The following is a 15,542-nucleotide window of genomic DNA, read 5'->3' as shown; positions in this document are numbered from 1 at the left end:
CGAACCTCACACGCCGAACCTCATACGCCGGACCGGCCGGCCTGGGCCGACGCCCAGTGGCAGGCCACCTGGGTCGTGCTCGCGCCCGACAGCACCGGCAGGTCCTCCCCGCGGCAGCGGTTCGCCACGCCCGACCGTTCCGCCTCGCCCGACGCCAGGATCTGGCAGCGGGCGTGGAAGCGGCAGCCGGACGGGATGCGCGACGGGTCCGGCGGCTCGCCCGTCAGGACGACCGGATCACCCGGCGCTTCGGGCAGAACCGACAACAGGGCCTGTGTGTACGGGTGTTGAGGCGCCGTCAAGACCTCCTCCACCGTTCCCGTCTCCACGATCCGGCCCAGATACATCACCGCCACCCGGTCCGCGATGTTCCAGGCGAGACCCAGGTCGTGCGTCACCACGAGGGCGGACAGGCCCAGTTCGTCGCGCAGCCTGAGCAGCAGCGCGAGGATCTCGCCGCGCACCGACGCGTCGAGGGACGCCACGGGCTCGTCCGCGACGATCAGTTCGGGGTCGAGGACGAGCGCGCCCGCGATCACGACACGCTGCCGCTGGCCGCCCGACAGCTCGTGCGGGTAGCGCAGGAAGAAGCGCTCCGGGGGGCGGAGTCCGGCTCGCGACAGGGCGTTCGCCACCGCCTCGCGCTCGTCGCCCGCGTACCCGTGGATGCGCAGGCCCTCGGCCACCGCGTCGTACACCGTGTGCCGCGGGTTCAGCGAACCGCTGGGGTCCTGGAGGACCAGCTGTACGCGCTTGCGGTACGCCTTGAGGGCGCGCGATGAGTAGTCGAGGGGCTTCCCATCGAACGTGACCCGGCCGGACGTCGGCGGTACCAGGCCGAGCAGGGAGCGGGCGAGCGTCGTCTTGCCGCAGCCCGACTCGCCCACCAGCGCCACGATCTCGCCGGGCGCGATGTCGAGGTCGACGCCGTCCACGGCCCGCGCGGGGTCCGCGCCACGGCGGCCGGGGAAGGTGACGTGCAGCGCGCCGGCCGTGAGCAGGGGGGACGTACTGGTCATGCTGTGGTGCTCCTTGCCTCGGCGCCGGCGGCGTCGTCCGGATCGGTGGCGCCGCCCACGTGCACACAGGCCGCCAGCCGGGCCGTGCCCGCGTCCCGCAGCTCCTGGTCCTCACTGATGCAGCTGTCGAGCGCCACCGGGCAGCGCGGGTGGAACGTGCAGCCCGTGGGCAGCGCCGACGGGTCGGGCGGGTCGCCGGGCAGACCGCGCGGCGCGAACCGGGACGCGATGTCGCCGATCCGCGGGAACGCCGCCGACAGGGCCTTCCCGTAGGGGTGTTGCGCGTTCTCGTAGACCTCGGAGGCGGGGCCCTCCTCGACGACGCGGCCCGCGTACATCACCGCGAGGCGGTCGCAGGTGTCGGAGAGGACGGCGAGGTCGTGGCTGATCATGATGAGGCCGAGATCCTGGTCGGAGACGAGCTGCTCGATCAGGCGGAGGATCTGCGCCTGGATCATTACGTCGAGGGCCGTCGTCGGCTCGTCCGCGATGATCAGGTCCGGGTCGCAGGCGAGCGCCATCGCGATCATCACGCGCTGGCGCTGGCCGCCGGACAGCTCGTGCGGATACGCGTCCGCGCGGGCGGCGGGCAGGCCGACGTGCTCCAGGAGCTCCGCGACCTTCTTCTTCGCGCCCGCCGGCGTCGCCTTCTTGTGCAGCAGGATCGGCTCGGCGATCTGGTCGCCGATGCGGTGCACGGCGTTGAGCGAGTGCATCGCGCCCTGGAACACGATCGAGGCACCGGCCCAGCGCACGGCCCTGACCCGGCCCCACTTCATCGTGAGGACGTCCTCGCCGTTCAGCAGGATCTCGCCGGAGACCTTCGTGCCGGCCGGCAGGAGACGCAGCAGCGCGAGGGCGAGCGTCGACTTGCCGCAGCCGGACTCGCCGGCGATGCCGAGCTTCTGGCCCGCGTCGACACTGAGACTCACACCGCGGACGGCCCGCGCCCCGCCCGCGTACGTCACTTCGAGGTTTCTGACGTCGAGAAGGCTCACCTGGCCACCCCCAGCTTCGGATTGAGGACGGCTTCGATGGCACGGCCGCACAGCGTGAACGCGAGCGCGACCAGCGCGATGGCGAGTCCGGGCGGCGCGAGATACCACCAGTCGCCCGCGCTGACCGCGCCCGCCTCGCGCGCGTCCTGGAGCATGCCGCCCCACGATGTGATCGTCGGGTCGCCGAGGCCGAGGAAGGCGAGCGTGGCCTCGGTGAGGATCGCGCTGGAGATCACGAGCGTGGTCTGCGCGAGGACGAGCGGCATCACGTTCGGCAGGACGTGGCGGAGCATGATGTGCCCGTGCCCGCCGCCGAGCGCGCGGGCCCGCTCGATGTACGGCCGCGACTCCACGGCGAGCGTCTGGGCGCGGACCAGGCGGGCCGTCGTCGGCCACGTCGTCACGCCGATCGCCAGGATGACCGTCCAGATGGAGCGGGACATCACGGTGGCGAGCGCGATCGCGAGGACCAGCGTCGGCATCACCAGGAACCAGTCGGTGACCCGCATCAGGACCGTCGAGTACCAGCCACGGAAGTGGCCCGCGACGATGCCGACGACCGTGCCGATCGCCACGCACAGGAACGCGGCCAGCAGGCCCACGGTGAGGGACACGCGCGCACCCCACACCAGCAGGGCGAGCACGCTGCGGCCGAACTGGTCGGTGCCGAGCGGGAATTCGCCGCTGGGAGCTTCGAGGGCGCCGCCCGGAGCGTCGGTGACGCTCTGCGAGTCCGCGCCGACGAGCAGGGGCGCGCAGATCGCGATGAGCGCGATGAGGATCAGCCCGGCGAGGCCCCACAGCCCGCTCCGGTGGGTGCGGTACTCACGCCAGAAGCGGGCGGCGGAACGGCGCTTGCGGGCGCGCGCCAGGGCCCGCGCGCTCTTCTCGGCCGGCGGCGGGAGCTGCGCGGTGTCGAGGTCGGTGTTCGTGTCGGCAGTCATCGGCCCACCCGGGGATCGAGCAGCGGATACAGCACGTCGGCGAGGGTGTTCGCCAGGATCACCGCGGTGGCGAAGACGAAGAACAGCCCTTGGACGAGCGGCAGGTCGGGCACGCTGAGTGCCGAGTAGAAGAGGCCGCCGAGGCCGGGCCAGGAGAAGACCGTCTCGACGAGGATCTGCCCGGCCACGACGTGCCCGAGGTTCACGAACATCAGCGTGAACGTGGGCAGCATCGCGTTCGGGACGGCGTGCTTGCGGCGTACGACGTCGTCGCGCAGGCCCTTCGCGCGCGCTGTCGTCAGATAGTCGCTGCCCATCTCGTCGAGCAGCGAGGAGCGCATCACGAGAAGCGTCTGCGCGTAGCCGACCGCCACCAGCGTGACCACCGGCAGGACCAGATGGTGCGCGACGTCCAGGACGTACGCGAACCCGCTCTCGCCGCCCGACTCCAGACCGCCCGTCGGGAACAGACCCGGGATCGGGCCCAGCCCCACCGAGAAGACGATGATGAGCAGCAGACCGAGCCAGAACGACGGGATCGAGTAGAGCGTGAGCGCGAACGCGGTGTTGAAGCGGTCGCTGCGCGATCCGTTGCGCCAGGCGGTGCGCGTGCCCAGCCAGACGCCGAGCGCGGTGTAGAGGACGTACGCCGTGCCGGTCAGGAGCAGCGTCGCCGGGAGCGCCTCGGTGATCTTGTCGATGACCGGGGCGTGGAACTGGTACGACGTGCCGAAGTCGCCGGTCAGCGCGTCACCGATGTAGTTGGTGAACTGCTGCCACATCGGCAGGTCGAGGCCGAACTGGTGGCGGAGCGCTTCGAGCTGCTGCGCCGAGACGCGGCGGCCGCCGGTCATCTGCTTCACCGGATCGCTGGGGATCAGGCGGAACAGGAAGAAGCTGGTGACCAGGACCGCGAAGAGCGACACGATCGCCCCCGCGATCTTGCCCGCCACGTATTGGAGATAAGCCTTGGTGTTGCGCGCACGTGGACCGCGGGCCGCCGACGGCCCGGCTTGTGCCGGGCCGTCGGTGTCCGCACTCTGCACGAGCGCCGGAGTGCTCTCTGCTGTCATGTGGAACTCTCGTTACTCGTGCGGTACTTGCGACGCCTGCGGACGGACGTGACGCGTTCTCTCCTGACCGGGTGCTGCTACTCGCGGTCGTCCGCCGAGGTGCGGCGGCGCTTCGTGAGGAACAGTCCGCCGCCGCCGAGGATGACGACGGCCGCGACGATACCGATGATCACGCCGGCCGAGCCGGAACTGCTCCCGCTGTTCTTCGCGTCGCTCGTGCCACCCGCCGGAACGGCCGACCACCAGCTCCAGTACCCGTCCTGGCCGTAGATGTTGCCGGCCGCGGTGGGCATGGTCTGGATCGACTTGATCTGGTCGGTGCGGTACGCCTCGACGGCGTTCGGGTACGCGATGACGTTCATGTACCCGGAGTCGTACAGCCAGGACTCCATCTGCTTGACGATGTCCGCGCGCTTGGCCGGGTCGTACTCGGCGAGCTGCTTCTTGTACAGGTCGTCGTACGTCTTGTCGCAGATGAAGTTGTCCGTCTGGGCGCTCTCCTTGGCCTTGACGGGCAGCGCGGCGCAGGTGTGGATGCCGAGGACGAAGTCCGGGTCGGGGTTGACCGACCAGCCGTCGAACGCGAGGTCGTACTCACCTGCGTACCAGGGCACCGAGACGTCGTCGAGGCAGTCGACCTTCAGGCCGATGCCGAGCTTGCCCCACCACTCCTTGAGGTACTTGCCGATCGCCTTGTCGTTCGGGTCCGTGGCGTGGCACAGGATGCGGAAGTCGAGCGGCTTGCCGTCCTTGCCGACGCGCTCGCTGCCCTTCATCTTGTAACCGGCCTCGTCGAGCAGCTTGCCCGCCTTGGCGGGGTCGTACCCGAGGGCCTGGCTGCCGGACGGCTTCCAGAAGTAGTCCCCGAAGCGCGGCGGGATGTAGCCCTCGCCCTCGACGGCGTGGCCCTGGAAGACCTTGTCGACGATCTTCTTGCGGTCGATCGACAGGAACAGCGCCTGGCGGACCTTCTGGTCGAGAAGGGCCTTGTTGCCGTTGCCGAACTTCTTGCCGTCCTTGGTCTGCGCGCCCGGGTTCGTGGCGAGCGCGAAGAAGCGGCGGCCGGGGCCCTCGTTGACCTTGATGTTCTGCTCGCCCTTGAGCGACGCCGCCTGAGCGGGCGTCAGGGCGGGGGAGCCGGCCACGAAGGAGACCTCGCCCTTGCGCAGGGCTGCGACCGCGGCGTCCTGGTCCTTGTACGTCTTGAAGACGACCTCGTCGAACTTGGGCGCGCCGCGCCAGAAGTCCTTGTTGGCCTTCAGTTTCACGTACTGGTCGACCTTGTAGTCGGTCAGCACGAACGGGCCGTTGCCGACGACCGGGAAGGTCTTGTCGTTGTTGAACTTCGAGAAGTCCTTGACGTTCTTCCAGATGTGCTCCGGCACGATCGGGACGTCGAGCGCGGCCATCGTGGCCTGCGGCTTCTTCAGCTCGATGACCAGTTGGGTGGCGCTGGGAGCGGTGACCTTCTTAAAGTTGGAGACGAAGCTGCCGTTCGCCGTCGCGGCGCCCTCGTCCGTCATCATCTTGTTGAAGGTGAAGGCGGCGTCGGCGGCGGTGGCCTGCTGGCCGTCGGACCACTTCGAGTCGGACCTGATGGTGTAGGTCCAGGTGAGCTTGTCCGCGGACGGCTTCCAGTCGGTGGCGAAGCCCGGGACGGCGTGGTTGTCCTTGGGGTCGTAGTTGACCAGGTACTCGTACATCATCCGGTGGATGCTCGTACTGACCAGTCGCTGGGCGAGGAACGGGCTCAGCGAGTCGACGCTCTGGGCGAGGGCGACGGTGAGGACCTTCTTGCCGCCGTCGGCCGCCTTGGCCTCTTGGGGTGCGGGGTTGAGCGGCGTGGCGAGGCCGGCCGTCAGGGTGAACGCCGCGGCGCCGGCGGCCAGGAGGACCCGCAGGGTCCGGCGGGGCGCGCGCCGTGGGGAGCGGGAGAAGAGCGGAGCGTGTGCTCTCTTGGGCTGATCTTTTGTGTCCATGGGTCGGTGACCTCGCGTCGTTGCTCACGCAGGAGTGGCAGGTTGATCATGGGACGCCAGCTGGTTGATGTGTGTGTCTATCAGCGGCAGTCTGCGCACGTCAACGACACATGAACCCCATGTGGCCTGCGGAAATAACGAGTTGACCCGCATTTCACACACATTGGTCGAGACCTCTGACGCTTTGCAGGCCAGGGCGTGATGCCCGAATCGCTCAACAGTGGCTGTCTGGTGGGCATTTGAGGGAATTTCGGCAGACAAGGGAATGGCCCGCACCGTGGTGTCGGTGCGGGCCATTCGTGTGACCAGGGGGCCGGAATATCGGCGCTGTTACTGCTGGGGCGGCTGGGGCTGTGCGGTGTACGGGGGGAGGGGCTGGCCGGGCTGACCGGGGGCGGCCTGGCCGGGGGTGGGCGGCTGGCCGGGCGCGGGCTGGCCCGGCTGGGCCGGAGCGGGGGGCTGCTGCTGCCACATCTGCGGGGGGCCGGGCTGGCTCGGCTGACCCGGCTGCTGGGGCTGGCCGGGGGCGCCGGCCTGTGCCTGGCCGGGCTGCTGCGGATACGGCTGGCCGGGGTACGGCTGGCCCGGGAACTGCTGCCCCGGAGCGGGCTGTTGACCCGGCGCGGGCGGCTGGGGCGTGCCCGGCTGCCCCGGATACGGCTGGCCCGGGTAAGGCTGCTGCGCGGGGTACGGCTGCTGCTGGTGACCCGGCACCGGGGGAGCCATGGTGGGCGGCGGGTTGCCGTCCGACGTCCACAGGCCCTGCTGCTGCTGGGCTCGCGGGAAGTCCTCCGCGACCATCGCCGAGAGGTTGAAGTACGCCTCGCGCACCTTGGGCCGCATCATGTCGAGGTCGACCTCGGCGCCGGCTGCCAGGTGCTCGTCGAACGGCACTACAACGACGCCGCGGCACCGCGTCTCGAAGTGCGACACGATGTCGTCCACCTTGATCATCTTGCCGGTCTCGCGGACCCCGGAGATGACCGTGATGGAACGCGACACCAGATCCGCGTACCCGTGCGCCGACAGCCAGTCGAGCGTCGTACTGGCACTGCTCGCGCCGTCGACGGACGGCGTCGAGATGATGATCAGCTGGTCGGCGAGGTCGAGGACGCCGCGCATCGCGGAGTACAGCAGACCGGTGCCGGAGTCGGTCAGGATGATCGGGTACTGCTTGCCGAGCACGTCGATCGCGCTGCGGTAGTCCGTGTCGTTGAACGTCGTCGAGACCGCCGGGTCCACGTCGTTCGCGATGATCTCCAGGCCGGACGGCGCCTGCGAGGTGAACCGGCGGATGTCCATGTACGAGTTGAGGTGCGGGATCGCCTGCACCAGGTCTCGGATGGTGGCGCCGGTCTCACGGCGCACACGGCGGCCGAGCGTGCCGGCGTCCGGGTTGGCGTCGATGGCGAGGATCTTGTCCTGGCGCTCCGTGGCGAGCGTCGAACCGAGCGCGGTCGTCGTGGTCGTCTTGCCCACGCCGCCCTTGAGGCTGATGACGGCGATCCGGTAGCAGGACAGGACCGGCGTGCGGATCAGGTCCAGCTTCCGCTGCCGCTCGGCCTCCTCCTTCTTGCCGCCGAGCTTGAAGCGCGAGTTGGCGCCGCCGGGGCGGGTGCTCTTCGCCTTCTGCCTCTTGTTGCTGAGCAGCCGGTCGGCCGACAGCTCCACGGCCGCCGTGTAGCCGAGCGGCGCACCGCCGACGTTCGTGGGCGTGCGCTGGTCGTGCTGAATGGGCTGCGGCCAGGCACCACCGGCACGCGGGTCGGCGGGGGGCACCTGCCCCGGGAAGGGCTGGCCGGGCTGGCCCTGGAACTGCTGATCGGGCTGCGGCTGGCCGGGGTGGCCGGGGTGGCCTTCGGGGTGCGGGGCCGGGGCCTGCGGCGCGGGCGGCTGCGGGTGCTGTCCGACGGGGGGCTGGGGGCCGGGCTGCTGCGTGTGCGGTGCCGGCGGCTGCTGGGGGTGCTGCTGCGCCGGGAGGTGGGGGGCGGGCGGGGCCGGGGTGTTGGGCGCGGCCGGGTGTCCCTGAGCCGGGGCTCCGGGCTGCGGCTGCGGGAACCCGTAGCCCGCGCCGGGCTGTGGCTGCTGCGGGAAGCCGTAACCGCCTTGCGGGGCGGGCTGGTTGGGTGTGCCGGGCTGGGGCTGCTGCGGGAAGCCGTAACCGCCCTGAGGGGCAGGCTGGTTCGGTGCGTCTGCTGCGGGCGGCGTCTGCTGCGGGAACCCGTAGCCCTGCTGCTGCGGTGCCGGAGGTGCGGGCTGCTGCGGGTCGCCGGGGGCCGCCTGCTGCGGGAAGCCGTAACCACTCTGCGGCGCGGGCGGGGTGGTCTGCGCGGGCCAGGCCGGCGGGGCGGGCGTGCCCTGGGCCGGAATCGGCGCGCCGGGCTGCGGCTGCTGCTGCGCGGGCCACTGCGGGGCCGACGTGGGGGCGGCGGGCTGGAACGCCGGGGGGAGCGGCGGAATACCGTCCTGCGGCACGGGCGGCGGGGCCCAGGGGGCGGGGGCGTTCTGCGCGTCGGTCGGTGCGTCAGAGGCGGCGCTGGTGCCGGTGTCCGCATTCGCGTCGGCAGGTGCTGCCGTAGGAGCGGCTCCGGCGGTTTCGGAGCCGGTGTCGCCCGAGTCGTCCGAACCGGTCGACCCCTCCGCCTCGGACGCGTCGTCAGAAGGGGCCTCGGAGTCGGTGTCATCGGTCGAGGCCGGAGCGGCGTCGGTGTCCCCGTCGTCCGCAGCGTCACCGGAGGGCCCGGCAGCGGCGACCACGGCGAAGTCACCGGACTCACCGGACTCACCGGACTCACCGGAGTCGGCGTTCTTGCCGTCAGCACCCGCCTGCGCGTCGGCAGACGCGGCGTCCCCGCCCTGCTCCTCGGTCGTCGGCTCGGCCTTCTGCTCGCCCTGCGCGGCCAGCTCGGCGAACTCCCGCTTCAGCGCGGCCGCGGAGAACCGCATCGTTGCGCCGCTCTCCAGATCCCCGTTCCCGGAACCCGCGTCCGGCTCGGCGGCCGAAGCGACGGGCGTGTACGGCGTGTAGGGCGCGGGTGGCGCCTGGGGCGCCACCGGTGCGGGCGCGGGCGTGGGCGCCGGGGCCGGAGGCACCGGCGGCGGAGGCGTGGCGGGGGTGGCCGAGGGGGTCTCGCCCGTGCCCGACGACGCGTTCTGCGTGTACCAGGCCGGTGGGGCGTAGTCGATGGTGAACTCGCCCGTCGTCTCAGTGGCGGACTCCGCGTCGGAGTGATCATCGACGGGTGTGTCCCAGCCCCCGCGGATCTCGTCCCGATCGCTGTTCACAATGCCTCCTGGTGTGGTCGAGCACCCTCGTGCCGTGGTGGGGGGCGACCGTTCCTGTCGTCCGATCCGCCGCGCTCTTCCCCTGGGACGCGTACGAGCCGTTCGTGGGTTCACGCGCGCGTCCTTGTCCCAGCCTAATCACCAAAACCACGTGCACGGCAGGCCCGTCCGTCCCCCCGGCGCCGTCCGATGGGTCACACCCGGCCAACAAGTGATGCCCAAGCGATACGGAAGTGACGAACACCCCCCGATCCGCCACGCGCAAACTGCCCGAATAAGCCGCAAAGAGGAACGAGTTCGATCGCTGGAACGCTCCGCGGCAGGCTTCGGGCCGGCCTCAGTCCATCCGGCGTGCGTTACCCAACAATCCGGTCTCGGCGTCCGTCGCCCGGGTCATCACGTACTGCCGGTCGCGGTCGGTGCACCACAGAGTGACCCCGTCCGCGAGCGTCGGCAGGGACTCCCACTCGCCGCGGGGCAGTCCGATGACGCGGCCGATCTCCGCCGCCTCGTCCGGCGAAACGCGCTGGACCCCGACGAGCCGCGCCTGACGCATCAACCGGGGCGCCACCGGGCTCAGATAGGGCAGCAGCGTCAGCACGGACTGCCACGGCGCGGACGCCACGCGCCCGCGCGGCGGACGCATACCGCAGTCCCGCACCACGAGCACCGGGCCACCGGCGGACGCGCCCTGCGGCGGCACCCGCCCGACGTCGTGCACCGTCATCCCGGACTGGCCGCCACCGACCGCCTGCACCAACTGCGCCCAGGCCTGCGCCCGCCCGGTCTCCACCGCGACCCGCGCGCCGGTCGCCGCGGCCCGCAGCGCGAGCACCTGGGCCGTCCACAGGCCACCGATGAGCACCATGTCGTACGGCGTCGGCCGGTTCACCCCGAGCACGGCGGGCTGGCCGTCGGCATCGACGCCGACGACGACACCGTCGTCCCCGATGGGCAGCGCGAGGGTGTCCAACTGTTCGACGGAGAGCGTGTGGCGCTGGTGGCGCGGCCCGAAGAGCCCGAACCCGGTACGAGAGCGGTCACCGGCGGCCGGCGCGGGAGCCCCGCCCGGATTGCCGTTCGCGTTCCCGTTCCCATTGCCGTTCCAGGAATTTCCGTCCCAGGATCCTGCCCCGGCCGGGGGAGATGACGTCATGGCCATCAGCGCGCACCTCCGAGGGGCAACGTGGCGAGAACTCCGGGCAGTTGTTCGCGGTCGAGCCGGACGAGACCCGTCTTGGCCTGTCGGGCAGCGGTCTCCAGGGACCGCCGCGCCGTGGTCAGCTCGCTCTCGCTGCGTCCCGTGATCCGCATGTGGCCGCAGAGCTGGATGTCCCGCTGGTCACCGCGGGACAGCGTCAGGCTGAACGTCGTGGCCAGCGCGGGCACCGTGGTCAAGAGGGCGACCAACTGGTGCAGAGCGGGCCCGGATCCGCCGAGCTGGGGCCAGCGCCGCACCCAGTACGTGGTGTGCCTGCGGTTGTCGCAGCGCCAGCTGCGGCTGGACTCCTCGGTCCTGCGCTGCGGCAGCTCGCTCCGCCCGGCCTGCGCCGTCACCATCGGGTTGGCGCACGCCGACGTGGCGACGGCGGCCGTGAGCTCCTCCTCCGTCAGCACGCTGGCGCGGAAGCCCGCGCCGGTCAGCCGGCTCGCCAGATGCTGGGCCGCGCGGGCCACACACTTCTGCGCTCCCACGGTGCCGCCGCCGCGCGCGGCCACGGCCTCCGGGCACAGCTCCGGGTCGAGCTTCAGGGCGATCCACGTGATGCGGACGGCGGGGGAGCCGGTCTGGGCCTGCAGCGGCGCGTAGTTGCTCACCGCCACGGACTGCTGCGGCAGGTGCAGCGCGGGCGCGGGCTGCGTGTGCAGCACGATCTGCGCCGATTCGAGCTGGATCCCGTCGACGTCGAGGGCGTCCCGCACGATCCCTATGGGCAGCGGCCGCCGGGAGCGCTCCGCCCGCAGGGCGGTGGCGTCCGACTCGACCTGGAGCACGGCGGTCAGGAAGCCGCCGTCGCCGACGATGCCGATGGGCCGCTGGTCGCGGTCGTCACCGCGGCTGTAGCTGTACGTCCGCAGCGAGGGGTCGCACTCGACGGCGGGCGCGAGGCCCGGCTCCGTGCCGGGTGGGACCGGCGTGCTCGCCGCACGGCGCTTGCGCGCACGCAGCGCCAGGACGGTGCCGAGCCACTCGGGCAGCGACCGCCCCCGGCGGCGTACGAGAGCGAACAGGACGAGGATCACGGCGACGACGCCCGCGGGTACCAGCGCCAGCTTGTCGACGACCGCGGCGCCGACGACCAGCGCGGCGGCGACCTCGATCATCACCATCTGCTGGAGCCGGAACGACCCGGCCCGTCCGGAACGCGACTTCAGATGAAGCGAGACCGGACCGGCGGGCGCCGCCGGAGAGCCGGCCCCACTGCCGGACCGAGCCGCCGGCGCACCGTCCCCAGGTCCTGGTCGACCACCCGACCGCGATCGGGATTGCGACCGCGACCGCGACCGGGTCCGCGTTGCGGAAGCCATCACTCCAAATCCCCCGAACTCTCCCGAAAATCCCTGTTGCACAGGGCCTTTGAAGGCCCCAGCACCCTACCCGTCCCACACGCACAACCACGCAACAGGCATAGTAGGGGCCGGGTCTGACAACGGAGGGCGGGGGACGCAGGTACCCCCGAGTGCTGCACGGGGAGAAGCGGACACAGATGGCATCACGGCGGGACGAACTCAACGCCTACACCTTCGCGAAGCGTCGTACGCTCGCGTCCTTCCTCCAGCCCTCACCCTCCGGTTCGGAGGAGGGGGCACCGAAGCCGCTGCGTGCGGTGCTGCCCGGCGTGATCGTCGGCATCATCGTCCTGGCGGTCTTCGGGGCGTGGGGGATGTTCAAGCCGACAGCGCCGCCCAAGTGGGATCAACTCCACAAGAACGTGATCGTCGCGAGCAAGTCGACGACGCGTTACGTGGTCCTGGAGACGAAGGGCAAGGTCCAGCTGCACCCCGTCCTCAACATGGCATCGGCGAAACTCCTCGTCGACCCGAGCGACAACCCCATCGTGACGGTGTCCGAGACGGTGCTCGACAGCGGCAAGATCCCGCACGGCGCCACGATCGGCATCCCGTACGCTCCCGACCGCCTGCCGCCGGACTCGGAGGCCGAGTCCGCCAAGCGCTGGGCTGTCTGCGAGCGCCCGGGCGACGGCGGCCGCGCCATCCAGAAGGCGGCGTTCGTCCTCGCGAAGCGGGACCAGCTCAAGACCGAGGGCCGCGACGCGAAGCTGCGCGGCGGTGACCTGATGTACGTCGTGGGCCCGGACAAGGCCAAGACCGAATACGTCGTCGACGCGGGCGGCACGGCCTACCGCATCGATGCGCAGACCACGAAGGAAAAGAAGCAGAAACTCCTGCGCGCCCTCGACATCAACGGCGCGACCCAGGAGCCGCAGCGCGTCTCCAGGGACTGGCTCGACACCCTCCACCAGGGCACGCCGATCTCCTTCCCCACGCTCGAGGGCAAGCCCGGTGACCCCGCCGACGCGAACAGCACGCTCGACGACTCCGCGAACCGGGTCGGCATGGTCCTCAAGACGCCGGACCAGTACTACGTCGTCCTGCCGGGCAAGGTTGCCCCGATCACCGACTTCACCGCGCACCTTCTCCTGTACAGCCCCGACCTGGTTCCCCTGGCCCAGGGCGGCGAGCCGCTCAAGATGAGCCCCGGCGCCGTGGTCGCCGGCGAGAGCTTCGGGCCCAGGAACTGGCCGACGTACGCACCGAAGACGGTCAACGAGGCCTCCACCGGGACCGGCAGCCGCAACACCGTCTGCAACGTCCTGAACAAGGTCGACAGCAGCAACGGCCGCACCACGCTCAGCACATGGGTGGGCACGAAGTTCCCCGCGCCCCTTCCCACCGGCTCCTCCAGTGCCTACGTCACCGCCGGATCGGGCCAGCTCTACCGCCAGTTCACGGGCACCGCGACCAGCGTGGGCCCCGTGTTCCTCGTCACCGACACGGGGCTTCGTTACGCGATGCAGTCCAACAGCGACAGCGGCGCCGACGACGCGGGCATCGGCACCACGCCCAAGGAACGCAAGGCCCGGCTCCAGGAGGCCAAGCAGGCTGTGACCCGGCTCGGCTACGACAAGGTTGACCCGGCGCCGATCCCGCTCGCCTGGTCGCAGTTCCTGCCCACCGGCCCGCGCCTGTCCACGACGGCGGCCAGCCAGCCGCAGGGCTCCTAGGGCGGGGGACACGATGGCGTACGCATCAGGGAAGTCCGCGGCGACGTGGACCCGTAAGGCGGCACTTGCCGGCGCGCTGACCGTCACGGTGGCCACCACCGCGCTCCTGCCGGCGACCCCAGCAGCAGCCGACGGCGAACAGTGCACGTTCGGCCCGAAGAACCCGAAGTACGCGGGCCGCCCCTGGTCCCTTCAGCGCGTCCTCCTGGACGACCTGTGGAGCGAGACCAAGGGCAAGGGCGTCAAGGTCGCCGTCATCGACACAGGCGTGGACGTCAAGAACCCGCAGCTCACCCATGCCGTGGACACGTCCAAGGGCAAGAACCTCATGGACAAGAACCTCAAGGACGACAACGGCGACAAGATCGCACGCGGCAAGGAGAACGGCACCACCGACACCGTCGGCCACGGCACGCGCGTCGCCGGCATAATCGCAGCGCGTCCGGCCAAGGGCACCGGCTTCGTGGGTCTGGCCCCCGAGGCCACGATCATCCCGATCCAGCAGAACGACGCGGAGGGCCACGGCACGGCCAAGACCCTCGCGGATGCCATCGTGTACGCGAAGTCCGTGGGCGCCCAGGTCATCAACATCTCCCAGGACACGGCGAACGCGGTCAAGCCCGACCAGGTGCTGCAGGACGCGGTCGACTCGGCGCTGGCTGCCAAGATCGTGGTCGTCGCCTCGGCAGGCAACGACGGCCTGGACGGCAAGGTGACGGAGACCTACCCGGCCTCGTTCCACGGCGTCCTGGCGGTCGCGGCCTCGGACCGTAACAACGAACGCGCCGCGTTCTCCCAGTCGGGCGAGTTCGTGGGCGTGGCCGCGCCGGGCGTGGACATGGTCTCCACGGTTCCCGGCGGCGGCCACTGCTCCGACAACGGCACCAGCTTCTCCGCCCCCTATGTGGCCGGAGTCGCGGCCCTCGTCAAGGCGAAGCACCCCGACTGGACGGCGGCCGAGGTCGTCGCCCAGATCGAACAGACCGCGGAACGCTCGACCGTGGGCCACGACCGCCTGGTCGGCTGGGGCGTCGTCGACCCCGTCCGCGCGGTCACGGAGGATCCGGATCACCCGATCGAGTCCCCGTCCCCTGAGGAGGGGGTCACCCGGGCGGAGGCTCCTACGGCGGCGAAACTCCACTTCGGCGAAACAGCGGAACAGCGCAACACCCGCCTGGCCACGTACACGGTCGTCGGCACGGCGGTGCTGGTGGCGGGCCTGGGCGGGGCAGCCGTCGCCGTACGGGACGCGCGGCGGCGGGGCAGGAAGGCAGCGGGCGGGGCGTGAGCGCGATGATCGCGCTCAGCTTCGGCATCGCCGCCCTGCTGTTGGCGGCCGCCTGCGTCAAGGCGGACCGCGTACGCGGCTGGCGCCACAGCCTCAACCCGTCCGCGCCCGACCTCCCCGACGCCGCGTTCGTCGCGGGCCGCGTGATCTTCCTCGTCCTGGCGGGCGTCATGGTGTTCGAAGGGTTCAGCCTGCTGAGGGTCTCCGCCGACTCGGGCTGGAGCGACGACGAACTGACCAGCGCGGTACGCCAGGCCACGGACGACCTGGACGGCTGGATGTACCGAGACGACGGACTCACCACCGACTCCGCCTACTTCGACGACTACGCGTCGCTGCTCGAGGACAAGATCATCCGGTACGGCGGCGGGGGAGCACCCCAGTCAGGTGTGGGCGCCGGCCCGGCCGACACGAACACGGACACCGACGCGTACTTCACGGTGCAGGCGGACGGCGCGGACGCGGCCTTCTGCACACACATCGAACGCACCCGGCGCGCGAAGGACGACTACACGCCGCCGGGTATCAACGGCGACGAGGGAACCGTCACCGAGCGGGCGTACCGTCTGACGGTGACGACGAACAAGGGTGAGTGCTGAGCGTCAGCGCTTGCCGCAACCGCCGCCCTGGGCAACGGAGTTGGCGTACTTCTTGACGAACTTGAGCATGCCCGCGGCCGCCGGCATCGGTGGGCTCGATACCGATGGCC

General features: G+C 71.0%; 11 protein-coding genes. 3 read left to right on the top strand and 8 right to left on the bottom strand.

The genetic code is table 11. The annotated features are described in order from the left end of the window. Positions 1 to 20: 20 nt before the first annotated feature. The 8 genes from OG698_RS15895 to eccE form a co-directional block, all read right to left on the bottom strand. On the bottom strand, positions 21 to 1,019 hold the full coding sequence (locus OG698_RS15895) for an ABC transporter ATP-binding protein (protein ID WP_406103621.1): 999 nt from the start codon (positions 1,017 to 1,019) through the stop codon (positions 21 to 23). Next, positions 1,016 to 2,017 (bottom strand): ABC transporter ATP-binding protein, encoded by a 1,002-nt coding sequence (locus OG698_RS15890; protein ID WP_406103620.1) that lies wholly within the window; start codon positions 2,015 to 2,017, stop codon positions 1,016 to 1,018. Before OG698_RS15890 ends, OG698_RS15895 begins: the two co-directional genes overlap by 4 nt. After that, positions 2,014 to 2,961, bottom strand: a complete 948-nt coding sequence (locus tag OG698_RS15885) for an ABC transporter permease (protein ID WP_362908653.1) — start codon at positions 2,959 to 2,961, stop codon at positions 2,014 to 2,016. The genes OG698_RS15890 and OG698_RS15885 overlap by 4 nt, the downstream gene beginning before the upstream one ends. Further along, entirely contained in the window at positions 2,958 to 4,034 is a 1,077-nt protein-coding gene (locus tag OG698_RS15880; RefSeq protein WP_406103619.1) for an ABC transporter permease, read from the bottom strand. Before OG698_RS15880 ends, OG698_RS15885 begins: the two co-directional genes overlap by 4 nt. A 77-nt stretch (positions 4,035 to 4,111) precedes the next feature. After that, positions 4,112 to 6,013: an ABC transporter substrate-binding protein gene (locus tag OG698_RS15875; RefSeq protein ID WP_406103618.1), complete on the bottom strand. Its 1,902-nt coding sequence runs from the start codon at positions 6,011 to 6,013 to the stop codon at positions 4,112 to 4,114. A 330-nt stretch (positions 6,014 to 6,343) separates the two neighbouring features. After that, entirely contained in the window at positions 6,344 to 9,298 is a 2,955-nt protein-coding gene (locus OG698_RS15870) for an SCO5717 family growth-regulating ATPase (protein ID WP_406103617.1), read from the bottom strand. 337 nt (positions 9,299 to 9,635) lie between these two features. Next, on the bottom strand, positions 9,636 to 10,460 hold the full coding sequence (locus OG698_RS15865; protein WP_406103616.1) for a hypothetical protein: 825 nt from the start codon (positions 10,458 to 10,460) through the stop codon (positions 9,636 to 9,638). Next, entirely contained in the window at positions 10,460 to 11,827 is a 1,368-nt protein-coding gene (gene eccE / locus OG698_RS15860) for a type VII secretion protein EccE (protein ID WP_406103615.1), read from the bottom strand. The genes OG698_RS15865 and eccE overlap by 1 nt, the downstream gene beginning before the upstream one ends. A gap of 179 nt (positions 11,828 to 12,006) precedes the next feature. On the opposite strand from eccE, the gene eccB reads away from it, so the two are divergent. The 3 genes from eccB to OG698_RS15845 are packed head-to-tail and all read left to right on the top strand — an operon-like array spanning position 12,007 to position 15,432. Next, entirely contained in the window at positions 12,007 to 13,545 is a 1,539-nt protein-coding gene (eccB, locus tag OG698_RS15855; RefSeq protein ID WP_406103614.1) for a type VII secretion protein EccB, read from the top strand. Positions 13,546 to 13,558: 13 nt separating this feature from the next. Further along, entirely contained in the window at positions 13,559 to 14,833 is a 1,275-nt protein-coding gene (gene mycP, locus OG698_RS15850) for a type VII secretion-associated serine protease mycosin (protein ID WP_406103613.1), read from the top strand. Next, on the top strand, positions 14,830 to 15,432 hold the full coding sequence (locus OG698_RS15845; RefSeq protein ID WP_406103612.1) for a hypothetical protein: 603 nt from the start codon (positions 14,830 to 14,832) through the stop codon (positions 15,430 to 15,432). The genes mycP and OG698_RS15845 overlap by 4 nt, the downstream gene beginning before the upstream one ends. The last annotated feature ends 110 nt before the right edge of the window (positions 15,433 to 15,542 follow it).

The sequence above is a fragment of the Streptomyces sp. NBC_01003 genome, assembly GCF_045162695.1.
GTDB lineage: Bacteria > Actinomycetota > Actinomycetes > Streptomycetales > Streptomycetaceae > Streptomyces.
Note: the sequence above shows the minus strand (reverse complement) of the source record. Positions and strands in the feature narration are given on the sequence as shown.

Coding starts and splice junctions, on each gene's coding strand:
- OG698_RS15895 (WP_406103621.1), bottom strand. CDS start 1,019: ATGACCAGTACGTCCCCCCTGCTCACGGCCGGCGCGCTGCACGTCACC.
- OG698_RS15885 (WP_362908653.1), bottom strand. CDS start 2,961: ATGACTGCCGACACGAACACCGACCTCGACACCGCGCAGCTCCCGCCG.
- OG698_RS15880 (WP_406103619.1), bottom strand. CDS start 4,034: ATGACAGCAGAGAGCACTCCGGCGCTCGTGCAGAGTGCGGACACCGAC.
- OG698_RS15875 (WP_406103618.1), bottom strand. CDS start 6,013: ATGGACACAAAAGATCAGCCCAAGAGAGCACACGCTCCGCTCTTCTCC.
- OG698_RS15865 (WP_406103616.1), bottom strand. CDS start 10,460: ATGGCCATGACGTCATCTCCCCCGGCCGGGGCAGGATCCTGGGACGGA.
- eccE (WP_406103615.1), bottom strand. CDS start 11,827: ATGGCTTCCGCAACGCGGACCCGGTCGCGGTCGCGGTCGCAATCCCGA.
- eccB (WP_406103614.1), top strand. CDS start 12,007: ATGGCATCACGGCGGGACGAACTCAACGCCTACACCTTCGCGAAGCGT.
- mycP (WP_406103613.1), top strand. CDS start 13,559: ATGGCGTACGCATCAGGGAAGTCCGCGGCGACGTGGACCCGTAAGGCG.